We start from the raw sequence: 21,476 nt of genomic DNA on the forward strand, positions 1-21,476 counted from the left end.
CTCCCAGCATCAAAATGAATCGACTATACTCATGAATGTCATAGAGTCGCTGGGATGAGCAAGCGATTCTTGTAAAGGATGGAGAGACTTTCATTACAGGAGGACTTATACAGGATGGAAATTTTTCAATATCTGCAAACTTACGATTATGAACAGGTTGTATTCTGTCACGATGAAGCTTCAGGGTTAAAAGCAATTATTGCGATACACGATACTACCCTTGGTCCAGCGCTTGGTGGTTGCCGTATGTGGCCTTATGCTACAGAGGAGGAGGCTATTCTTGATGCGTTGCGTTTGGCGCGAGGCATGACTTACAAGGCTGCCGCCGCCGGGCTGAATCTGGGCGGAGGCAAGACGGTTATTATTGGTGATGCCAAAAAGGATAAGAGTGAGGCGCTTTTTCGCGCATTAGGAAGATACATTCAGAGCCTGAATGGCCGTTATATTACTGCAGAAGATGTCGGCACAACAGAAGCAGATATGAATTTGATTCATATGGAAACCAAGTATGTAACGGGCATTTCAAAAACTTATGGTTCGAGCGGGAACCCGAGTCCTATGACTGCGCTCGGAGTCTTCCGTGGCATGCAGGCGACAGCCAAATTGGCCCTTGGTAGCGACGATTTGGCAGGTAAGACAGTCGCCATTCAAGGATTGGGTAGCGTTGGTTATGCTTTGGCCGAAATGGTCAAAGAGGCAGGTGGTCATCTGGTAGTTACAGACATAAACGAGGATGCGCTAAAACGTGCTCAAAACGAGTTGGGTGCAAAGGTAGTTGGCATTCAGGAAATTTTTGAAGCAGATTGTGACATTTTGGCGCCCTGTGCACTCGGAGCGGTATTGAATGACCATACTCTACCGCTTCTAAAATGCAAAGCTATTGCCGGATCGGCCAACAATCAGCTAGCTGAGACTCGTCACGGTGATTGGCTTCATGAACGCGGTATTCTTTATGCGCCGGATTATGTTATTAATTCAGGCGGCGTGATTAATGTGGCAGATGAACTGGAAGGTTATTCTGAAGAACGTGCGAAGAAACGCGTGGAAGGGATTTACAATATCATGCTTGAGCTTTATGAAGTCTCTCGTCGTGAGCATATCCCATCCTATCAGGCTGCAGACCGCATGGCAGAAGCTAGAATTGAACAGATGCGTCGCGTGAGAAGCACATTCCTGCCTCATCAAAGTACAGTCTTGCACAAGTAACAGCAGTGGAAGGAGAAAAAAGCATTGGCTGAGCAGTCTTTTGACTTAGTAGTATTGGGAGGCGGTACGGGAGGTTATGTGGCGGCTATTCGTGCCGCCCAGTTAGGCCTTTCAGTAGCCATTGTTGAGAAAGATAAACTTGGAGGTACATGCCTGCATCGCGGTTGTATTCCAAGCAAAGCACTATTGCGTAGCGCAGAATTGTTTGCGGATGTAAAAAACGGAGAAAATTACGGCGTTAGTGCAGAAAAAGTTTCGTTTCATTTAGAACATGCGATGGCACGTAAACAGTCTATTGTAGAAAAGTTGCATCGCGGCGTGGAATTCTTAATGAAAAAAAATCGAGTGGAAGTCATACGCGGGTATGGTCGATTAATGGGACCTTCCATATTCTCTCCGCAGGCTGGTGCTGTACGTGTGGAAAATGGTGAAGAGTCACAGATTTTGACGCCTCGCTTCACCCTCATTGCTACGGGCTCAAGTCCAAGAGCTTTACCTGGCCTTCCTTTTGACGGGAAACTTGTGCTTTCTTCGGATGATGCCTTGCAGTTTGAACGACTACCTAACTCGATTCTGATTGTCGGTGGCGGAGCTATAGGCGTAGAATGGGCATCTATGCTTTCGGATTTTGGGGTTCAAGTGACATTGTTGGAATTTTTGCCGCGGCTTTTGCCTCAAGAGGATGAAGAAGTCAGTCGCGAGGTGGAGAAAATTTTGAAAAAACGCGGCGTTGCTGTTCAAACGGGTGCAAAAGTGATTCCTGATTCTTTTCGCAAGCAAAATGATGGAATGGAAATTCAGTACGATCTCGATGGTCAACAAATTTCTATTCAAGCGGATTGTATGATGGTGGCTGTAGGTCGTTCTGCCAATGTTGACAATCTTGGTATTGAGGCAACAGAAATCGAGATTCAACGCGGTGTCATTCAAGTAGACGAGCACTATCGTACACGTGAACACAATATTTTCGCTATTGGCGATGTGATTGGTGGCTTGCAACTTGCGCATGTAGCAGCTCACGAAGGTATTCATGCTGTAGAAACTATGGCAGGATTGCACACGCACCCTCTGGTCTACCGCAACATTGCGCGTTGTACATACAGTAGGCCGGAAGTAGCTTCAGTTGGCTGGACTGAGAGTGAGGCCAAAGAAGCTGGCTATCAGTTGAAAATTGGTAAGTTTCCTTTCTCGTCGATTGGAAAAGCGCTGGTTCACGGTGAAGCTGAAGGATTTGTCAAAATGATAGCTGACCGTGAAACCGATGATTTGTTAGGTGTGCATATTGTTGGACCTCATGCCACTGATTTGATTTCCGAAGCAGGTCTAGCTCTTTTTGTCAACGCGTCTGCATGGGAAATAGGGAATATGATACATCCGCATCCAACACTCTCTGAAACTTTAGGTGAAGCTGCATTGGCTGTGGATGGATTGGCGTTGCATATGTGATCAAAATGACCAAAACCAGCGCTTAGCATGCTGGCTTGCGTTAAATACGATCACTTCTTTGGGTCATCAATCTAATAATCGAGATGCATAGGGAAGGAGCTACTCTCATGGCAACGCTTACAAACCATCGGGAAGTAGGCTTGAGCGATGAACAAGTTTTATTGATGTATGAAAAAATGCTCACAGCAAGAATGCTGGATGAAAGACTTTGGTTGTTAAACCGAGCAGGGAAAATTCCGTTTGTGATTTCATGCCAAGGTCAAGAAGGCGCACAAGCAGGAGCAGGTTTTGCCTTGCGCCCTGGAGTGGATTTTATAGCGCCTTATTATCGAGATCTCTGTCTGGTCTTGATTTTTGGTCATACGCCGCAAGACGAGTTACTCGCGGCATTCGCCAAAGCCGGTGATCCGAACAGCGGCGGACGCCAAATGCCAGGTCATTATGGGGATCATAAATTAAATATTTTTACTGGCAGCAGTCCGGTCGGTACACAGATTCCTCATGCTGTAGGAGCGGCGTTAGCTGCTAAAATGAGAGGCCATGACCAAGTAGCGTTTACTTCTTTTGGAGAGGGAACGAGCAACCAAGGAGATTTTCACGAAGCAGCAAACTTTGCTGGTGTACATCGACTACCCGTGATTTTCTTCTGTGAAAACAATCAATATGCCATCTCTGTTCCTTTGAATCGACAGGTGGCTTGTGAGAATGTAGCAGATAGGGCTGGCAGTTACGGGTTTCCGGGGGTCACGGTAGATGGTATGGACCCAATCGCTGTTTATCAAGTCACCAAAGAAGCGGTGGAACGCGCCAGGAAAGGCGAAGGTCCTACGCTGATTGAAGCGAAAACATACCGTCTGGTTCCCCATTCTAGTGACGACGACGATCGCTCATATCGTACGCGAGAAGAAGTGGCGAAAGCCAAAGAAGGAGATTCGCTAGAGCGTATGCGGAGCTATTTAGAAGAGATGGGATTATTGACTGCCGAGCAGCATGAGATGTTGACAGAACGCATCAGCAAAGAGATCAATGCGGCTACAGAATATGCGGAAGCTGCGCCTGCTCCAGAAGTTTCCACGCTCTTTGCGCACATTTATGCCGAGGAGGGGAAATAAATGGCTGTCAAACAATTTATTGAAGCTATTCATGATGCGCTGCAAGAAGAAATGTCTCGTGATGAGCGAGTATTTGTGTTAGGCGAAGATGTAGGGTTGCGTGGTGGTGTTTTTCGAGTTACGGCCGGTTTGATTGAACAATTTGGTGAACAGCGTGTACTCGATACTCCCCTTGCAGAGAGCGCTATTGTTGGTGTCTCGATTGGTGCGGCGGCCAATGGGTTGCGTCCGGTAGCAGAAATTCAGTTTGCAGATTTTATTATGCCTGCAGTCAATCAGATTCTATCGGAAGCGGCTCGCATTCGCTATCGTTCCAATGGCGATTGGGATTGTCCAATAGTTATTCGCGCTCCATTTGGTGGCGGGGTGCATGGTGCATTATATCACTCGCAAAGCGTAGAGGCTTTGTTTACTCATACGCCAGGTTTAAAAGTGGTTATTCCCTCAACACCTTCAGATGCTAAAGGATTGTTGATCAGTGCTATTCGCGATCCAGATCCTGTCCTTTTCTTCGAACACAAACGATTGTATCGACTTGTCAAAGAAGAAGTGCCTGAGGAAGCTTATACTACTCCGATTGGAAAGGCAGCAGTACGTCGCGAGGGTGACGATATCACCGTCATTTCATACGGTCTTGCCTTGCATTTTGCATTACAGGCAGCGGAACAACTTGCTGCAGAAGGCATATCTGCACATGTCCTTGATTTACGGACATTGCGCCCTCTGGATGAGGAGGCTATTTTAGAGGCTGCTTCGCGGACAGGAAAAGTTTTGATTGTACATGAAGACAACAAAGTTTGCGGTGTGGGCGCGGAAGTATCTGCTCTCATTGCCGAACATTGTCTTTTCGAACTGGATGCGCCTATTGCACGCCTGTGCGGACCAGAAGTGCCAGCTATGCCTTTCAATGGTAATTTGGAACGGGAATACATGCTCTCACCAGCTAAAATTGCTGATGCTATGCGTAAGCTGGCTAAATTTTAGGTTGTTGAAACGAGGAGGTTTTAGGATTGGATGTAAAAATGCCGCAACTGGGGGAGAGTGTGACAGAAGGTACCCTGGGACGTTGGTTAAAACAGGTGGGCGATCCGGTTCGAAAATACGAACCCATTGCTGAAGTCATTACTGATAAAGTCACTGCTGAGGTTCCTTCTGATGTAGATGGAAGGATGGCTGAACATTATATAGCTGAAGGAACAACTGTAGCTGTCGGAACGCTGATCTGTAGAATTGAGACGTTGAATGAGGAGGAGACTGGCAGTCAACCTACCAGTTCTTCTGTTCCAGCGGATTCACCTTCGAAAGCTTCTTTGACAAGTACCTTGAATGAAGATCGGCATCAAGTAGAAAAGAAAGCTAATAGCCGTTCGTTGGGAAGATACTCACCAGCCGTTTTGCGGTTAGCTGAAGAACATCAAGTCGATTTACGGCAAGTCATGGGCAGCGGTGAAGGTGGAAGAATCACACGAAAAGATGTTCTCGCTTTTATTGAACAGGGAAGTCAACCGTCCATGGCTATTCCTGAAATCAAACAGACAGAACTCTCTTCTGCTGTTCCGTCTTCAGCTAAAGCTCCAGAGCACAGTCAACCCGCAGCAGCGCAGGCAAGAGCAACAGAAAATGGTGACTACACCGTTTTACCTGCAACTCCCATTCGCCGTACGATTGCTCGGAGAATGTTGGAAAGTAAGCGCACTGCACCACATGCTTGGACGATGGTGGAAGTGGATGCAACCTCCTTGGTACGTTATCGAGATCGGCAGAAAAAGGGGTTTGTTGAACGGGAAGGTGTGTCTCTAACGTATTTACCGTTCTTTATTAAAGCTGTGGCAAATGCGCTTCGCCAGTATCCAATGCTCAATGCTGCATGGGTAGATGATGAGATAAGGCTGATGAAAAATATTCATATTTCCATAGCGATTGCTACCGATGATGCTCTTGTGGTTCCTGTTATTCATCATGCGGATAGACTGAGTGTAACAGGAATTGCACATGCACTAAACGACTTGGCAACGCGAGCTCGAAATGGCAAGTTGACGATGGCCGATATGGAAGGCGGCACGTTTACGGTCAATAACACCGGAGCATTCGGTTCCATCTTGTCGCAACCGATTATCAATCAGCCTCAAGCTGCGATTCTATCCGTTGAATCGATTGTCAAGCGGCCCATGGTGATGGATGACGATATGATTGCCATTCGCCATATGGTGAATCTTTGTTTGTCACTCGATCATCGTTTGTTGGACGGATGGGTAGCCGGTCAATTCTTGAAAGCGGTCAAAGAACAAGTTGAACAGGCAGGCGAACATTTGACGCTTGGATGAGTTGCCAGGATTGGCCCCAAAGCCGCTTGCGGCGAGTTGGGGCTTTCTTTGCATTTGATGCAGTTTGGTCTACACTTAAAGTAGTTCCAAGCTAAGAAATTTCGCGTTCCGCTTTCGAAAGAAAGTTGTGACGTTGCCAAAAGAAAGAGGGAGTGGCCCATATGCAGTCAAAACTGGCAGAAAAACAAGCTGAAAAAGAACGTATCATGCGCGAACAAGCCATGTCCCGGCCAGAGTGGCTTAAAATTAAGCTCAATACGGGAGAAGAGTATCAAGAGCTGAAGCGACTGATGCGTTCCAAATCGTTGCACACAGTTTGTGAAGAAGCCCGTTGTCCCAATATTTATGAATGTTGGACGCATCGTACGGCTACCTTTATGATTCTCGGTGAGACTTGTACACGTGCTTGTCGATTTTGCGCTGTGCACAGCGGTAAACCGACAGAACTCGACTTACAAGAACCTGAACGGGTAGCTGAAGCTTGTGTGCAAATGGATTTGCAGCATGCCGTGGTAACATCAGTTGCTAGAGACGATTTAGCTGACGGTGGAGCTTCTATCTTTGCCGAAACGATTCGCGCCATCCGTAGACGTTTGCCCACATGCGGTGTGGAAGTATTGATTCCAGATTTTCTAGGGAATTGGGATGCGCTGGCTACCGTTTTAGACGCTTCGCCTGACATTCTCAACCACAATATAGAGACGGTTCGCAGATTATCAGATAAGGTACGCTCCAAGGCGAAATATGACAGAACTTTGGAACTGTTGCAGCGTTCTAAAGAACTTCGTCCGGATATTCGAACCAAGTCAAGCATAATGGTAGGTCTTGGAGAGACAGTGGATGAAATTTTAGAAACGCTGGACGATTTACGTGCAGTTCAAGTTGATATTGTTACGATTGGCCAGTATTTGCAACCGACAAAAAAACACTTATTGGTGGAAAAATTCTATACTCCCACTGAATTTTTACGTTTGCGCGGCGAAGGTTTGGCACGCGGTTTTGCTCATGTGGAATCTGGGCCTATGGTGCGCAGTTCTTACCACGCTCATGAGCAGGTATTACGTGCGGATGGAATGCCTATTCAATCCCTCAAAGAATCAGCTTCCTCGCAACTTTAATTTGTAGGAGGGGTGAGGATGAGTCAACCGACGACAGTAAATTGGATTTCATTAGGACGTATGGATTATGATGAGGCGCTGGCAATTCAGATGAGTCAACGGGATGCGCTGCTTGCCATGGAAGGCGGCGCGCAGACCGTTTTTACTGTGGAACATCCACCCACAATTACGATTGGTCGAAACGGATCGGCCGCAAATATTGTTGCTTCCGAAGCAGAACTACAGCGTCAAGGGTTTACGATTCGAGAAGTAGACCGGGGCGGTGATGTTACCTATCATGGTCCAGGCCAACTGGTGGTTTATCCTGTTTTGCACCTAAGTCCATTTGGTAACGATGTGTCACTGTTTGTACGACGGTTAGAGGAAATGGTCATACAAGCCCTCGCTGAAGAAGGGATGACGGCAACACGACTGGAAGCCTATCCAGGTGTTTGGCTGGGAGATAAAAAAATCTGTGCTGTAGGCGCAAGAGTGAAGCGACGCGCCAATGGTGAGTTTGTCACTTCTCACGGCATCGCACTCAATGTGGCTACCAATTTGGCTCACTTTCAAACCATCATCCCTTGTGGCATTCAGGATAAAGGAGTAACTTCAGTCGCTGAAGAATTGCAACAGGAAGCTTCTGTAGAAATATGGGAAGAAAAACTGCGCCGCCATTTTGAACAACAGTTTTCTGCACGAACAGAGACGGTTGATTGGTCTCGCGAAAGGGAGAGTCGGGCATGAACTTCCAAGAATCCAAAAACGCCTGGGAGAAAAAAGTAGAAACCGAGATAGGAAAGCGACCTGAGCGTCGCAAAGAATTCCATACTTCTTCCGATATCCCTGTGGAACGACTGTACACTCCCAACAGTGAAGAACCTACCCCTGATGCTTATTTAGAGAAACTTGGCTTTCCGGGTGAATTTCCGTATACGCGCGGAATCCAGCCAACGATGTACCGTGGAAAATTTTGGACAATGCGCCAATATGCAGGGTTTGGTTCTGCTGAAGAAACTAACCTGCGGTTTCGTTATTTGCTGGAACAAGGGCAGACAGGATTAAGCACCGCTTTCGATTTGCCTACACAAATTGGTTATGATGCTGACGATCCGTTTGCGCGCGGTGAAGTGGGTAAAGTAGGAGTCTCGATTTCCTCGCTGCTCGATATGCAGACCCTGTTTGCCGAAATTCCGTTAGATGCAGTGAGTACATCCATGACCATTAATGCTCCTGCTTCAGTGCTGTTGGCCATGTATCTTGTGGTTGCTGAACAGCAAGGCGTTGCGTGGAATAAAGTGTCAGGGACCATTCAGAATGATATTTTAAAAGAGTATGTGGCGCGGGGCACCTATATTTTTCCTCCCAAGCCATCTATGCGTCTAATTACCGATATTTTTTCTTTCTGTTCCAAGGAAGTGCCAAACTGGAATACCATTTCTATCTCTGGCTATCATATTCGAGAAGCCGGATCGACAGCTGTTCAAGAAATTGCTTTTACATTGGCGAACGCGATTGCTTACGTTGAGGCAGCCTTGGCTGCTGGTTTGCAAATTGACGAATTTGCTCCTCGTCTTTCATTTTTCTTTAATGCACACAATAATTTTTTTGAAGAAATTGCGAAATTCAGAGCTGCACGGCGCATGTGGGCTCATATTATGAGGGATCGTTTTTCTGCTAAGAACTCTAAATCTATGCAATTACGTTTTCATACCCAGACAGGTGGAAGTACGCTAACTGCTCAACAGCCGGATAACAATATTGTTCGGGTTACCGTGCAAGCGCTTGCCGCAGTACTTGGGGGAACACAGAGTTTGCACACCAACAGCCGCGACGAAGCATTGGCGTTGCCGACGGAAGAATCAGCTCGTATAGCTCTTCGTACTCAGCAAATTCTTGCCTATGAAAGCCATGTGGGAGACACGGTTGATCCGCTCGGTGGGAGCTACTACATAGAAGAACTGACGGATGAGTTAGAGAGAAGGGCTACACAATATTTGGATTATATTGAGCAGATGGGTGGAGCAGTTTCTGCCATTGAGCAGGGATATATGCAAAAAGAGATTCATCACGCCGCTTATTTGACGCAGCGGGAGATTGAACAGGGAGAACAAGTGGTGGTTGGTGTCAATCGATTTACTGTGGAAAACGAATCCACTCCTGAACTGTTGCGTGTGGACTCCAAACTGGGTGCCATACAGGCTGAGCGTCTGGCCAAATTGCGCCAAGAAAGAGCTCAAGAACCTTGGGCGAAGGCGCTGGCGGATTTACGTAGCGGAGCTGAAGGGGATGCCAATTTAATGCCGCTTATTCTTCAGGCTGTACGCTCATATGCAACGATTGGTGAAATTTGCAACACTTTACGAGATGTTTTTGGAGAGTATCGTCCCCCTATTTATTGATTCTGAAGAGAAAATGGAGGCGAGAACAGCTTGGATGGTTTGGAACGACCGATTCGTGTTTTAATTGCCAAGCCCGGTCTGGATGGTCATGATCGCGGTGCGTTGGTGGTAGCTCAAGGGCTGAGAGATGAGGGAATGGAAGTTATCTACACAGGCTTGCGGCAAACTCCAGAAGCCATTGCTGCTGCAGCCGTACAGGAAGATGTGGCTTGTGTGGGACTTTCTTCGTTGTCTGGAGCCCATTTGGAACTGTTTCCAGAAGTGGTTCAAGCGCTTCGTGCACGTGGAGCAGACGATATTCTGGTGATTGGCGGCGGAATCATTCCTGATGAGGATATCAATGCTCTAAAAAATGCTGGCATTGCTGAAATTTTCACTCCAGGTTCCAGCATCAAACAAATGGCGGATTATATTCGTCAACATGCGCGAACCGCTCAGTTGCCAGCTTTAGCTTCTTTTGTTGAAGGACTCGATCATATAGGTATTGCCGTCAATTCGCTGACTATAGCTCAGAAGTTGTATAAAGATCAGCTTGGAGCCAAAGAAATTCATCATGAGGAAGTTGTGGAACAGGGAGTGCGGGTCAGTATTCTTCGTATGGGCCAGACCGAGATCGAACTGCTTGAACCCTTACATGAAGAGAGTCCTGTAGCACGCTTTCTGGCCAAACGCGGTTCTGGGGTTCACCATCTTGCCTATCGAGTAAAGGATATTCAAGCTGCTTTGCAAGCGGCGAAAACGGCAGGTTTTCGTTTGATTGATGACCAACCTCGTCGTGGTGCGCATGGCAAGTGGGTAGCCTTTTTGCATCCGTCTTCTATGCAAGGTGTTCTCACAGAACTATGTCAGCCAAGGGAGGATAGGCAGTCATGATGGAACGAAGATTGAGTGAATTGACCGATCGTCGCCGCAAACTGGAGCTCGGTGGGGGCGATCAGCGCATCTTGCAACAACATGAAAAAGGAAAGTACACCGCTCGTGAACGAATAGAATTATTGTTGGATAAAGGTTCCTTTCGCGAGATTTATCTGTTTGCCCATACGCGTTCGTCCTATTTAGGTATGGATAATATTGAAGCTCCAGGGGAAGGTGTTGTGACCGGGTATGGAACGATAGACGGACGTACAGTCTATGTGTTTGCCCAAGATTTCACTGTCTTTGGCGGAGCCCTTGGTGAAGTGCATGCTAAAAAAATTGCGAATCTCATGGATTTAGCTGCTCAAAATGGAGCTCCTATGATAGGGTTAAACGATTCAGGAGGGGCACGCATACAAGAAGGCGTGGTTTCACTGGACGGGTATGGTCATGTGTTCTATCGAAATGCCTGTTATTCTGGTGTTATTCCACAAATTTCCGTAATTATGGGGCCTTGTGCTGGCGGTGCTGTCTATTCCCCGGCCATTACCGATTTTATTTTTATGGTCGAAGGGACAAGTCAGATGTTTATTACGGGACCTAAAGTCATTCAGACTGTGACCGGAGAACAGATTTCTGCTGAAGAACTTGGTGGAGCCAAAGCCCAGGAAGCTTACAGTGGTGTCGCTCACTTTTCTTGTCCGACTGAAGAAGAAACGCTTTCGCAAGTGCGTAAGTTGCTGAGTTTTTTGCCAGCTTCTTATCGAGAGAAGCCTCCTCGGAAACCTTTTCATGGAAGTTTGGAGATGGATGACTCCATTCTGGAGATTGTTCCTACCGAGGGTATGAAAGTATATGATGTCAAAGATGTGATTGAACGTTTAGTGGATGACGGAGATTTTTTTGAAGTGCAAAAATTGTTTGCCAAAAATGCAGTGATTGGTTTTGGGCGGATTGGCGGCAGTGTAGTAGGAATCATTGCGAATCAGCCTAAACATATGGCAGGCGGTTTAGATATTGATTCATCAGATAAGATTTCTCGTTTTATACGATTTTGTGATGCCTTTCAAATTCCCCTTATTACACTTGAAGATGTAACAGGCTACATTCCAGGTGTCAAACAGGAGCATGGTGGAATTATTCGGCACGGCGCGAAAATTCTATACGCCTATTCTGAGGCAACTGTTCCCAAAATTACAATTATTCTGCGTAAAGCATATGGCGGTGCGTATGTTGCTATGAACAGTAAAGCTATTGGGGCCGATCTCGTTTATGCTTGGCCAGCCTCTGAAATTGCTGTCATGGGTCCAGAAGGTGCTGCCAACATTATCTATGCTAAAGAAATTGCTGCCTCAGACAATCCGGCAGAGACAAAGGCACGACGTATTCAAGAATATCGCGATCACGTTGCAAATCCTTATGTGGCGGCTGGTGCAGGTATGGTTGATGATGTTATAGATCCCCGCGACACCCGTCGATTGCTTTATGAGGCGCTTGTTCTTTTGGAAAATAAACAAGTACAACGTCCTTTGCGCAAACATGGCAACATACCGCTTTAAGCTCATACGTACAATAGGAGGCGTTGTCTATGTCGACTCATACACATAAAGATGCTGTTTTGCATACATTTTTAGATCTTGTGCAGATTGCTAGTCATTCACTTCAAGAACAAGCAGTATTTGCATATTGCAAAGAGAGACTGGAAAAAATGGGATTATCCGTTCGAGAAGATAGTGCGGGTGAAAAATTAGGGGGCAATGTGGTAATCTCATTGCCACTTTGCCTGCCAACGATTCTACTCGACCTAAAATTTTATTGATGGCGCATATGGATACGGTACAACCAGGGCAGAACGTGAAACCTGTCGTTCGTGATGAGGTTATATACAGTGACGGATCTACCGTGCTTGGAGCGGATGATAAAGCGGGCATCACCGCTATCTTGACAGCGCTTGAGCGGATTATACAAGAGAATTTACCGCATGGCCAGATTCAGGTGTTATTGACCATTGCTGAAGAAATAGGACTGCAAGGTGCTAAAAACCTGGACTTTTCTCTGATTGACGCTGATTGGGGTCTTTCTCTTGACACAGGAGGAGCACTAGGAACGCTGCCTGTAGCTGGTCCTGCACAAGCTAAATTTGAAGCCCAGTTTATAGGCCGCAGCGCTCATGCAGGAGTAGCTCCAGAACGGGGAATATCAGCCATTCAGGTAGCTGCAAAAGCAGTGGCGAATATGCCTCATGGGCGTATTGATGATGAAACAACAGCCAATATCGGTTCTTTTGAAGGCATTAGTCCGACGAATGTTGTCGCGGAGAGAGCCAGATTATTGGGTGAAGTTCGAAGTCGAAACAAGGAAAAATTACAGCGTATGCTCCAGCAGATTGAGGAAATTTTTGATACCGTTGCTAAAGAGCATGGGGCCAAGTTGGAATTTGAACAGCGTCTGATGTATGAAGGATTTCGTTATCCTCCAGAACATCCTGCTCGCCAGAGAGTGGAGCGTGCTCTACGTCTGGCCGGATTTGAACCCAATCCAGTAGAGGTTGGCGGAGGCAGTGATGCAAACATTCTTTCCATGCATAAGTTGCCCGTGCTAAACATTGGTATTGGCTATGAAGATATTCATACAACTCAGGAACATATTCAATTATCCGATATCATGTCAGCTTCCGAAGTGGCCGTTGTTTTTTGCACAATGGAGTAAACTGATTCAGGTTAATTGGAGGGAGAACCATCGTTGGATGACTGGACAGACTCTCCGCAACATCAGGATAGCAGTTTGGTGGAGACAACGGTTGATGAAACTACCCTTTATAGCGGGCGTATTCTTCAACTACAAAAACGCAAAGTACGCTTGGCCAATGGACGGGAAGCGTCTCGGGAAGTTGTTATACATCCAGGTGCAGTAGCAATTGTTGCCGAACCAGAAACTAATTATCTTATTCTGGTTCGACAATTTCGCAACGCTCCTCATGAATTGCTTTGGGAACTGCCAGCAGGGAAATTGGATGCTGGAGAAGAGCCTTCTATAGCAGCTTGTCGAGAATTACGCGAAGAAACGGGATACACAGCAAAATCGATTGAATTATGGCATTCTTTTTACACATCTCCCGGCTTTGCGAATGAGAAAATATGGTTATATTTTTCTCGTGATTTAGTCAAGTCTCAACAACAACTGGACGAAGATGAATTGCTCCATATGCATTTCTTTTCTCGTGATGAAGTTGCTGAAATGTTAAAAACAGGCGCACTAACGGACGCTAAAACGCTCATTGGAGTTTATCGATGGTTGATGCAAGGTTCTAGTAAAAAGTCATAGAGTCGCCTTTATCCACATAGAGTGAAGCAGGACATAACTTTGCTCACTGCTTCTCTCTAGCGTGGAATGGGGGCAATTCGAGATGAACGGGAATCTTCTTTTACGAAGAAAAGGAAGAGTTGATTGGCTCCAAGAAAGCATTCAACTTTTGCAAAAATTACAGAGAAAGCATGGCTCTGCCTTATTATTTCTACTGGCCATTGCTGTAACGGGTCTATTCTTTGGCGGTGTGGTTGCAGGACAAATTCCGCATCCTGAGCAAATGATTCTTGACAATCGGCTACAAAATCTCATTTCAGATGTCACAAATCATCAGTTGGCGAGCAGCAAGGAACTGTTATGGCAACGTTTAAGTGCGGATGGACGTCTGTTGGCGTTACTCTGGTTGCTTGGATTATCCATCATTGGTATACCTATTATTATTCTTTTACTTTTTCTGCGTGCTTTCTCAACGGGTTTCGCCATTGGTTACACTATACTTCATTTTGGTGTCAAAGGGCTATGGATTGCCATGTTAGGCATTTTTTTGCACGAATTTCTCGCATATTCCACTTTACTGGCTGCTGCTTTAACAGCGATTCGTTTTTCCAAGACAATTCTCATTCAGAAAATCCAGTTGAGCGACTTAATTGTCCGTGCTCTGCGATTTACGGGATACTTTATTGTATATCTGGGTGGTTTGGCCATTGCTGATTGGGTACAAGCCAGTGTGGTGCCTCATTTACTGGCAAGCCTGTTTTGAACAGGAGGGATTTTCATGCAACACGCTCGCTTTACGCATCGAAACGAAGGCTTTATCTGCGCCCATTGTGGGGTCGATGTACCACCTTCCACCTCAACTTGTCGAAACCATTGTCCAAATTGCCTTTATTCTGTACATCTTGACAATTTTCCCGGCGATCGCGCTGCAAACTGTGGAGGCTTGATGGAGCCTATCGAGATCATCCAACATTCCAAAAAAGGATGGCAAGTGGTTCATCGTTGTCAACGTTGTGGACATGAAAGTCGAAACACGCTCCATTTTGACGATCCGTTGGCTGCTGATTCATTTAATCGAGCACTGGAGTTGATGAGAAAGGGGCCATCCATATGATCCAACGTCTTTCGTCACTTTGGAGTTTTTTACGAATTTGTTTGTTCTTTTTTTCAATGGCGTTGCTTTTTCATTGGATGGTCTCCATATCTATAGCATGGCGGCATTCTTACCAACTTCCCACGCCTCTTCATCCTCCTTATATTGCTGTGTGGACGCGTACGGACGTACCTACATTCGATTTTATGTTCAATCAATTCCTACAATCGTGCCTCTCTTTTTTCCGATTTGGCAATTGACAACTATACTGTATGGAAGTGTCCTGAAAGTGCAGGACTCTTCATTTATTTATGGAATCATTTTTATGAGGCAGAAAGAAAAAGAGAGTTGGAGAACGATTAAAGGAGTCATATTGATGCATAGCTTGGTAGAACAGTTTATCAATTATTTGTCTGTAGAACGTGGACTGTCTATGAACACGCTGGAATCGTATCGAAGAGATTTAGCAGGGTTTCAGCGTTTTATGGATCAGAAGCTCAAATTGAGTTTGGAAGATGCATTAGAAGAGCATCTACAGGCATATTTAGTGGAATTGACTCAATCGGGGAAAGCCTCTTCCACCATATCAAGAAACATTGCATCAATTCGCTCTTTTTATCGATTTCTGGCCAGTGAAAATCGACAAGTGAAAAATCCCGCTCAGCGCATTGTTTCGCCTAAAATGGAGAAACGCTTGCCGAAGGTGCTCACAGAGCAGGAAATTCGGCTCCTACTGGAACAACCTCACGTTCATACTCCGGCTGGATGTCGAGACAAGGCCATGCTGGAGTTACTTTACGCTACAGGGTTACGCGTGAGTGAATTAATCAATATGAATCTGCATGATGTTAATTTAAGCGCTGGTTTTACGCGTTGTTTAGGAAAAGGGAAAAAAGAACGTATTATCCCAGTTGGTGAGATTGCTCAAAAAGCTTTGCATCGATATATTCACACGGCTCGTCCTCAATTGTGCAAAGAATCTTCTTCTAGCGCGTTGTTTCTCAATCAACAGGGTAAACGAATTTCTCGCCAAGGATTTTGGAAAATTCTTAAAAAATATGCGTATTCTGCAAAAATTTCTGAAGAAATCACACCTCATATGCTCCGACACTCCTTTGCCACTCATCTTCTCGAGCATGGAGCCGATTTAAGGGCTGTTCAGGAGATGTTAGGACATGCTGACATTTCCACTACACAAATTTATACACATGTAACGCGATCACGCATGAAAGAAGCGTATTTATTGGCCCATCCAAGAGCATGAATACGTCTATCGAAAATTGATGGAAAGTAACAAACGGGGAGTTGTAGGGATGACGTCAAAGAAACGATGGATATGGATTGTTTTGGATAGCGTCGGCTGTGGTGCGGCACCTGATGCTAGTCATTATGGGACATCAGATGAAATGTCTAATACATTAGCCCATATTGCACAGGCGAAGGGCGGATTATACGTACCTAATATGGAAAAGTTGGGGCTTGGAAATATATTGGAAATCGAGGGTGTAAAACCAAGCCATCAACCAACCGCTTATGGAAGAATGCAGGAAAAGTCCCATGGTAAAGATACGACTAATGGCCATTGGGAATTTGTAGGTGTTGTGCTGGAGCAAGATTTACCGGTATATCCGAATGGTTTTCCAAATGAGATTATTCAACCTTTTGAAGCATACGTGGGCAAACCCGTACTCTGTAATCGTCCTGCCTCAGGCACGGAGGTTATTGAAGAGTATGGTGCTATTCATATGGAAACAGGTCGACCCATTGTTTATACCTCAGCAGACAGTGTTTTTCAAATTGCGGCACATGAGGAAATCGTCACTGTCCAACAGTTGTATGATTGGTGCGAGAAAGCTCGCGCTTTATTGACCGGACCTCATGCTGTCGGCCGTGTGATTGCGCGACCCTTCATTGGTAAACCTGGTGCTTTTCAACGAACGCATCATCGAAAAGATTTTTCCTTAAACTTTGGCCATACGGTTCTTAATTCCTTACAAACTGCAGGTTGGGATATTATTGGTATCGGAAAAATTTACGATATTTATGGTGGTTCGGGTATCAGTAAGGGAATTCATACCGATAACAATGAAGATGGAATGAAAAAATTACTCCAGGCTATGCGTGAATATTCTTCCGGGCTACTTTACATCAATTTGGTTGATTTTGATTCTCTCTATGGTCATCGCAATAATCCTATTGGTTTTGCACAAGCGGTAGAGGAGTTTGATCGTTGGCTGGGAAAGGTACTTTCAACCATGCAGGATTCGGACGTTCTTTGCATTACAGCCGATCACGGTTGTGATCCGACGACGCCTGGAACAGATCATTCCAGGGAATGGGTACCGCTTTTGGTGTATCACAAGCAGATGAACCAGTTACATTCGCTTGGAGATCGCTCGACGTTCGCTGACTTAGGTGCTACGGTTGCAGAGTTTTTTGGTGTTTCATTGCCGGAGATTGGAGAGAGTTTTTGGAAATCAATTCAAGATGAAGCGATGTTTTAAAAGTATGGTTTTGCCGTTCTCTCTCATACTGAAGTACAAGGAGGGGATGAGCATGCCGAATCATGTAAAATGTGCAGTTGAAGAATGTTTATATAACCAAAATTCAGCTTGTTCAGCAGAGGAAATAGAAATACGAACTAATGGAAATCCTATTGTAGGAACATCCAAAGGTACGATGTGTGAAACTTTTATTTATAAAGATTATCGTGGGCATGGACGAGATGCCTACCATGCGCATCAAGAGTCACAACACTCCTAGGAAGCACTCTTTAATGAACCCTCCAGTATATCAGGAGGGTTTTTTATTTTTCCGTATCATATTCACACGATGGACGAGCAAACTATACGCTAGCCAGAGTCTCTTGTAACTGGACATCATGATGTCAAAGAAAGGAGCAGACAACTATGTCAGAGAAGAAACAGCAATTATCTGGAGTCAAAAAGTTGGCTGTTTTCAGTTGTCTCGTTCTGCCAATTTTCTCCTTTGTTGAACCGCCTCTTATCCAGGCATCTTCGTTATCTCAATCTGCATCCACGTATCATGTTCAAAAGGAAAAAAGTTCTTCAAACGATGATCACCAAGAAATTCAATTAGCTGCTCATGCTCGATCAGCAGTTTTAATGGAAGCTTCTACTGGCAAAATATTGTTTGCCAAAGATGAGCATGAACGATTGCCAATGGCCAGCATTACTAAAATCATGACAATGTTGTTGATTATGGAAGCTATTGACAATGGTAAACTGAAACTCACGGACAAAGTAAAGGCAAGTGAATATGCCGCGAGCATGGGAGGTTCGCAAATCTTTCTCGAACCTGGAGAAGAAATGACTGTTTCAGACATGCTCAAGGGGATTGCCATGGCTTCAGCAAATGATGCTTGTGTGGCAATGGCGGAGCATCTGTGTGGAACATCAGATGCTTTTGTACAAAAAATGAACGAGAGAGCATCTCAATTAGGCATGAAAGATACTCATTTTGTTAATTGCAATGGATTGCCTGCCGAGAACAATTATTCATCAGCCTATGATATTGCTCTCATGTCACGCGCCTTGCTAAATCACCCGGAAATTACGAAATGGACATCGGTATATAGTGATTATTTACGAAAAGACAGTGCGAAACCCCTTTGGTTGGTTAATACCAATAAGTTAGTCAAGTTTTATGAGGGTATGGATGGATTGAAAACGGGATACACAGCAGAAGCCAAGTATTGTTTGTCGGCTACTGCCAAGAAACAAGGTTTGCGCATGATAGCTGTTGTTATGGGAGAACCCAAAACGACCATACGTAATGCTGAAGTTACTGCAATGATGAATTGGGGATTTAGTCAGTATGAATATAAAGCTCTGCACGCTGCCGGTAGTACAATTACTCAGGTGGATGTGAAAGGTGGTAAAGAGAAAAAAATAAATGTCATGGTATCTAGAGCAGTAGGTTTAGTTACTGAAAAAGGTAAGCGTCCTGACATAGATGAAAAAATCATCATACAGCCTTTACAGGCGCCAATTAAAAAGGGTCAAAAGGTAGGCGAATTAGTGGTTGAAGAGAATGACCATGTTGTGGATAAAGTAGCTCTTGTAGCTGCAACATCGGTAGAAAAAGCGTCATTGTCCTATCGACTTGGCCGCTCCCTACGTGCATTCTTTTCATTTGGACAATCTTGATTGTCGAACCATCTCAGTTGTTGACGAATGAGCACAAAAAATATTATTTCTAAGGCAATAAGTAATGAGTAACTTGAAAGTATGTTCAACTGTAGAGAGGGGTTTCCACAAAAGTCATTTTAGGAAACTTTTGAGGTAACCCCTCTTTTCAAACAATATTTGAATTGTATGCGTACTCTTTTCTGATTCAAACGAGTAATTTCTCACGAAGAATACTGTTAGCCAGCTGAGTAGCAATGGTCATCATGCTGGACTGATCCCCTGACCATTTCTGAGTCCAAATCGCTTGATGGCGTTTTAATTCAGTAAACTGCTTCAAATCATTGCTGTCCACCTTTTCAAGAGAAACATCTAAATATTCTAAAGCTGTTTTATAATCTTGTTTTGAGGCTGCAACGCGAGCCAAAATAAAGTTTGCCTGTATTTGCAGTGTTATATTTTGACCGTCTTGTTGAAGAGCCATTTGTGTATCTTCAACAGCATTTTCCAATTCACCAAGATCAAAATACGACTCAGCTCGCTCAATATATGCTCCGGCCAATCGAATGTTGTCTCTCGGAAATTCTCGCAGGTCAATTAATTGTGAACAATAGTCAATAGCCTGGCGATATTGTTTAGCACATCTCAAAATATAGGCTTGATTGATCTGGCATTGACGCATGCCTCTCAATTGTCCAGACTTTTCATATGTCTGAATAGCTTTTTCATTGAAAATCAGTGCATTTTCAAAATCCATAAGTTCCGTGTAAGTATAGGCTAATCCGTGATATGCACGAGCCATATCATTTGTGGTTCCATATTCTTCAGCAAGTTGCGTCATTCGCAAATAAGCTTCATGCGATTGTTGAATATCACCGCGATCGAGATAAAGTCGAGCTAGATTACCATATATCTTCATTTCTAGTGGCATATGCAAGGAAGGATGTTGTGCAAGCATTTCACTGGCACGAGTCCAGTACATTAGTGATAATTTTTGACGTTTTCTGCGTCTTTCCAAATTGCCAAGATGAAAATAAGCATGTACAGCCGTCGCAATATCATTTTTTTCCACTGCAAAACGAATGACTTCTTCATAAGCCATAGAAGCATCTTCCAGTTGTTCTAGCTGAACATAGCATTCTGCAAGTAATTGAAATATACTCTCTAATTTGGCGTTATTTTCTTGAAATGCAGAAAGTTCTTTCAATATAGGAACGGCTTCTTCATAACGTTCTTTGTCCACCAATGAACGAGCTTTTCGGAGGCGCTGTGTCAGATCGGTGGTTGTAGTACGTTCTACATGAAATACACTAAATGGTACTCCTAATCGTTCTGCTAATTGTTCCAAAACTTTTGCAGAAGGAGTAGCTCTATTTGATTCAATTTGGCTTATCATGCTTGGTGTGACAATATTTTGACTTAATTCTTGTTGGGTCATACCTTTCTCACGACGCAAGTTGCGAATCGTTTCTCCAATGCTCGCCATACTCTGCCTCCATTAAATTTTCCTATATTGTACTATAAAAATATGTATCTCGCTCAACGGGAAATTGTCGGATTCAGACGAATTCTTAGAGCTTTTGTCGGCTTGCAGGATTCTTGCTGATGACTTAAGAATTGTTTGCCTGAATCAACAACATGCAGAGAGGGCGGACGTTGGTGTCATTGCAAACCACAACCATATCCGGAGTGCTCGTTGCTCGTTTACAGGGAGAACTCGATCATCACGCTGTAGAAAAAATTAGAGAAGATATTGAACAGACTGTACAGCAAGAGGGTATCAATCGCCTTGTCCTATCTTTCGCCAACATTCACTTTATGGATAGCAGCGGGATTGGACTTGTTTTAGGCAGATTGCGTACCATTCAAGCTCTTGGTGGGAAAATGGCTCTTTGTGAAGTGCAAAACAGTTTACAGAAAATTTTTGAGATGTCTGGTATTTTAAAAGTATTAAAACTGTTCCCTAGCGAACAAGAAGCGATTGAATACGTGAGGGGAGAGTAATATCAGTGACAGAATACCTTCAGGAAAAAGTACATGTTCAAAATTATATTCGCATGCAATTTCCTAGTTGTTCGGCTAACGAGTCTTTTGCCAGAGTAGCTGTCGCCTCTTTTGTCGCTCAACTTGATCCAACCTTAGAAGAATTGACAGAATTAAAGACTGCAGTTTCTGAAGCGGTGACGAACGCAATTATTCATGGCTATGAAAATTCGTTTGGTGAAATACGAATAGAGTGTTCTTTATATGACCAGACTGTAAAAATCACTATAGAAGACGATGGGGTAGGAATTGAAGATGTCGATATGGCTAGGCAACCCCTCTATACTTCCCGTCCCGAACTAGAAAGAAGTGGCATGGGTTTAACAATTATGGAAAGTTTTGTGGATCGTATGGAAATTCAGTCTGAGCCAGGCCAAGGTACGCGAGTGACGCTGGTAAAAAGCATGGGAGGTCAAAAAACCTCTCAACGTCCTTCTTAGGAGTCGG

22 protein-coding genes are annotated in these 21,476 nt (G+C 44.6%); 21 read left to right on the top strand and 1 reads right to left on the bottom strand.

What is annotated here, in order from left to right; all coding sequences use genetic code 11:
* The first annotated feature begins 114 nt into the window (after window positions 1–114).
* The 19 genes from FY534_RS06065 (at window position 115) to FY534_RS06155 (ending at window position 19,007) form a co-directional block, all read left to right on the top strand.
* Window positions 115–1,206 carry a Glu/Leu/Phe/Val dehydrogenase dimerization domain-containing protein gene (locus tag FY534_RS06065; RefSeq protein ID WP_072874216.1) on the top strand — a complete coding sequence of 364 codons (1,092 nt, stop codon included), beginning with the start codon at window positions 115–117 and terminating at the stop codon, window positions 1,204–1,206.
* A gap of 24 nt (window positions 1,207–1,230) precedes the next feature.
* Complete coding sequence (lpdA, locus tag FY534_RS06070; RefSeq protein WP_072874217.1) at window positions 1,231–2,652, top strand: dihydrolipoyl dehydrogenase; 1,422 nt, start codon at window positions 1,231–1,233, stop codon at window positions 2,650–2,652.
* A gap of 107 nt (window positions 2,653–2,759) precedes the next feature.
* Entirely contained in the window at window positions 2,760–3,764 is a 1,005-nt protein-coding gene (locus FY534_RS06075; protein WP_072874218.1) for a thiamine pyrophosphate-dependent dehydrogenase E1 component subunit alpha, read from the top strand.
* The gene (locus FY534_RS06080) at window positions 3,765–4,748 is read left to right on the top strand and encodes an alpha-ketoacid dehydrogenase subunit beta (protein ID WP_072874219.1); all 984 of its coding nucleotides are present in this window, start codon (window positions 3,765–3,767) and stop codon (window positions 4,746–4,748) included. It begins immediately after the preceding gene.
* 38 nt (window positions 4,749–4,786) lie between these two features.
* Complete coding sequence (locus FY534_RS06085) at window positions 4,787–6,088, top strand: dihydrolipoamide acetyltransferase family protein (protein ID WP_203115548.1); 1,302 nt, start codon at window positions 4,787–4,789, stop codon at window positions 6,086–6,088.
* A gap of 161 nt (window positions 6,089–6,249) precedes the next feature.
* Window positions 6,250–7,206 carry a lipoyl synthase gene (gene lipA, locus FY534_RS06090; RefSeq protein ID WP_072874220.1) on the top strand — a complete coding sequence of 319 codons (957 nt, stop codon included), beginning with the start codon at window positions 6,250–6,252 and terminating at the stop codon, window positions 7,204–7,206.
* An 18-nt stretch (window positions 7,207–7,224) separates the two neighbouring features.
* Complete coding sequence (lipB, locus tag FY534_RS06095; protein WP_203115437.1) at window positions 7,225–7,932, top strand: lipoyl(octanoyl) transferase LipB; 708 nt, start codon at window positions 7,225–7,227, stop codon at window positions 7,930–7,932.
* A complete protein-coding gene (locus FY534_RS06100) occupies window positions 7,929–9,587 on the top strand; it encodes an acyl-CoA mutase large subunit family protein (RefSeq protein WP_203115438.1) in 1,659 nt (552 codons plus the stop codon). The genes lipB and FY534_RS06100 overlap by 4 nt, the downstream gene beginning before the upstream one ends.
* Before the next feature lie 30 nt (window positions 9,588–9,617).
* The gene (gene mce, locus FY534_RS06105; RefSeq protein WP_370541550.1) at window positions 9,618–10,460 is read left to right on the top strand and encodes a methylmalonyl-CoA epimerase; all 843 of its coding nucleotides are present in this window, start codon (window positions 9,618–9,620) and stop codon (window positions 10,458–10,460) included.
* Window positions 10,457–12,001 carry an acyl-CoA carboxylase subunit beta gene (locus tag FY534_RS06110; protein ID WP_370541551.1) on the top strand — a complete coding sequence of 515 codons (1,545 nt, stop codon included), beginning with the start codon at window positions 10,457–10,459 and terminating at the stop codon, window positions 11,999–12,001. The genes mce and FY534_RS06110 overlap by 4 nt, the downstream gene beginning before the upstream one ends.
* Before the next feature lie 29 nt (window positions 12,002–12,030).
* Window positions 12,031–12,261 (top strand): hypothetical protein, encoded by a 231-nt coding sequence (locus tag FY534_RS06115; RefSeq protein ID WP_203115439.1) that lies wholly within the window; start codon window positions 12,031–12,033, stop codon window positions 12,259–12,261.
* Window positions 12,261–13,151 (top strand): M20/M25/M40 family metallo-hydrolase, encoded by an 891-nt coding sequence (locus tag FY534_RS06120; RefSeq protein WP_238413734.1) that lies wholly within the window; start codon window positions 12,261–12,263, stop codon window positions 13,149–13,151. The genes FY534_RS06115 and FY534_RS06120 overlap by 1 nt, the downstream gene beginning before the upstream one ends.
* Window positions 13,152–13,184: 33 nt before the next feature.
* Window positions 13,185–13,766, top strand: a complete 582-nt coding sequence (locus FY534_RS06125; RefSeq protein WP_165611981.1) for an NUDIX domain-containing protein — start codon at window positions 13,185–13,187, stop codon at window positions 13,764–13,766.
* Between the two features lie 82 nt (window positions 13,767–13,848).
* The gene (locus tag FY534_RS06130) at window positions 13,849–14,508 is read left to right on the top strand and encodes a stage II sporulation protein M (protein ID WP_083574230.1); all 660 of its coding nucleotides are present in this window, start codon (window positions 13,849–13,851) and stop codon (window positions 14,506–14,508) included.
* Between the two features lie 15 nt (window positions 14,509–14,523).
* On the top strand, window positions 14,524–14,859 hold the full coding sequence (locus FY534_RS06135; RefSeq protein ID WP_072874224.1) for an RNHCP domain-containing protein: 336 nt from the start codon (window positions 14,524–14,526) through the stop codon (window positions 14,857–14,859).
* Window positions 14,860–15,214: 355 nt separating this feature from the next.
* Window positions 15,215–16,102 (top strand): site-specific tyrosine recombinase XerD, encoded by an 888-nt coding sequence (xerD, locus tag FY534_RS06140; RefSeq protein ID WP_072874264.1) that lies wholly within the window; start codon window positions 15,215–15,217, stop codon window positions 16,100–16,102.
* 49 nt (window positions 16,103–16,151) lie between these two features.
* Entirely contained in the window at window positions 16,152–17,342 is a 1,191-nt protein-coding gene (locus FY534_RS06145; protein WP_072874225.1) for a phosphopentomutase, read from the top strand.
* A gap of 52 nt (window positions 17,343–17,394) precedes the next feature.
* The gene (locus FY534_RS06150) at window positions 17,395–17,601 is read left to right on the top strand and encodes a DUF1540 domain-containing protein (protein ID WP_072874226.1); all 207 of its coding nucleotides are present in this window, start codon (window positions 17,395–17,397) and stop codon (window positions 17,599–17,601) included.
* A 146-nt stretch (window positions 17,602–17,747) separates the two neighbouring features.
* Window positions 17,748–19,007, top strand: a complete 1,260-nt coding sequence (locus FY534_RS06155) for a D-alanyl-D-alanine carboxypeptidase family protein (RefSeq protein ID WP_203115441.1) — start codon at window positions 17,748–17,750, stop codon at window positions 19,005–19,007.
* Window positions 19,008–19,194: 187 nt separating this feature from the next.
* Here the strand turns inward: FY534_RS06155 and FY534_RS06160 are convergent, their stop codons facing one another.
* Window positions 19,195–20,472 (bottom strand): helix-turn-helix domain-containing protein, encoded by a 1,278-nt coding sequence (locus FY534_RS06160; RefSeq protein ID WP_203115442.1) that lies wholly within the window; start codon window positions 20,470–20,472, stop codon window positions 19,195–19,197.
* A 173-nt stretch (window positions 20,473–20,645) separates the two neighbouring features.
* Between FY534_RS06160 and spoIIAA the strand changes: the two genes are divergently transcribed.
* Together spoIIAA and spoIIAB are read left to right on the top strand one after the other, a co-directional pair.
* Window positions 20,646–20,990: an anti-sigma F factor antagonist gene (spoIIAA, locus tag FY534_RS06165; RefSeq protein ID WP_083574243.1), complete on the top strand. Its 345-nt coding sequence runs from the start codon at window positions 20,646–20,648 to the stop codon at window positions 20,988–20,990.
* A 5-nt stretch (window positions 20,991–20,995) separates the two neighbouring features.
* Complete coding sequence (spoIIAB, locus tag FY534_RS06170) at window positions 20,996–21,469, top strand: anti-sigma F factor (protein ID WP_203115443.1); 474 nt, start codon at window positions 20,996–20,998, stop codon at window positions 21,467–21,469.
* Window positions 21,470–21,476 lie beyond the last annotated feature (7 nt).

It is taken from the genome of Alicyclobacillus sp. TC, assembly GCF_016804365.1.
Lineage (GTDB): Bacteria > Bacillota > Bacilli > Alicyclobacillales > Alicyclobacillaceae > Alicyclobacillus_I > Alicyclobacillus_I tolerans.

What these genes read in the sequence shown, in the direction of transcription:
- FY534_RS06065 (WP_072874216.1), top strand. Translation starts at nt 115, where the DNA reads ATGGAAATTTTTCAATATCTGCAAACTTACGATTATGAACAGGTTGTA.
- FY534_RS06075 (WP_072874218.1), top strand. Translation starts at nt 2,760, where the DNA reads ATGGCAACGCTTACAAACCATCGGGAAGTAGGCTTGAGCGATGAACAA.
- FY534_RS06080 (WP_072874219.1), top strand. Translation starts at nt 3,765, where the DNA reads ATGGCTGTCAAACAATTTATTGAAGCTATTCATGATGCGCTGCAAGAA.
- FY534_RS06085 (WP_203115548.1), top strand. Translation starts at nt 4,787, where the DNA reads ATGCCGCAACTGGGGGAGAGTGTGACAGAAGGTACCCTGGGACGTTGG.
- lipA (WP_072874220.1), top strand. Translation starts at nt 6,250, where the DNA reads ATGCAGTCAAAACTGGCAGAAAAACAAGCTGAAAAAGAACGTATCATG.
- lipB (WP_203115437.1), top strand. Translation starts at nt 7,225, where the DNA reads ATGAGTCAACCGACGACAGTAAATTGGATTTCATTAGGACGTATGGAT.
- FY534_RS06100 (WP_203115438.1), top strand. Translation starts at nt 7,929, where the DNA reads ATGAACTTCCAAGAATCCAAAAACGCCTGGGAGAAAAAAGTAGAAACC.
- FY534_RS06110 (WP_370541551.1), top strand. Translation starts at nt 10,457, where the DNA reads ATGATGGAACGAAGATTGAGTGAATTGACCGATCGTCGCCGCAAACTG.
- FY534_RS06115 (WP_203115439.1), top strand. Translation starts at nt 12,031, where the DNA reads ATGTCGACTCATACACATAAAGATGCTGTTTTGCATACATTTTTAGAT.
- FY534_RS06120 (WP_238413734.1), top strand. Translation starts at nt 12,261, where the DNA reads ATGGCGCATATGGATACGGTACAACCAGGGCAGAACGTGAAACCTGTC.
- FY534_RS06130 (WP_083574230.1), top strand. Translation starts at nt 13,849, where the DNA reads ATGAACGGGAATCTTCTTTTACGAAGAAAAGGAAGAGTTGATTGGCTC.
- FY534_RS06135 (WP_072874224.1), top strand. Translation starts at nt 14,524, where the DNA reads ATGCAACACGCTCGCTTTACGCATCGAAACGAAGGCTTTATCTGCGCC.
- xerD (WP_072874264.1), top strand. Translation starts at nt 15,215, where the DNA reads ATGCATAGCTTGGTAGAACAGTTTATCAATTATTTGTCTGTAGAACGT.
- FY534_RS06145 (WP_072874225.1), top strand. Translation starts at nt 16,152, where the DNA reads ATGACGTCAAAGAAACGATGGATATGGATTGTTTTGGATAGCGTCGGC.
- FY534_RS06150 (WP_072874226.1), top strand. Translation starts at nt 17,395, where the DNA reads ATGCCGAATCATGTAAAATGTGCAGTTGAAGAATGTTTATATAACCAA.
- FY534_RS06155 (WP_203115441.1), top strand. Translation starts at nt 17,748, where the DNA reads ATGTCAGAGAAGAAACAGCAATTATCTGGAGTCAAAAAGTTGGCTGTT.
- FY534_RS06160 (WP_203115442.1), bottom strand. Translation starts at nt 20,472, where the DNA reads ATGGCGAGCATTGGAGAAACGATTCGCAACTTGCGTCGTGAGAAAGGT.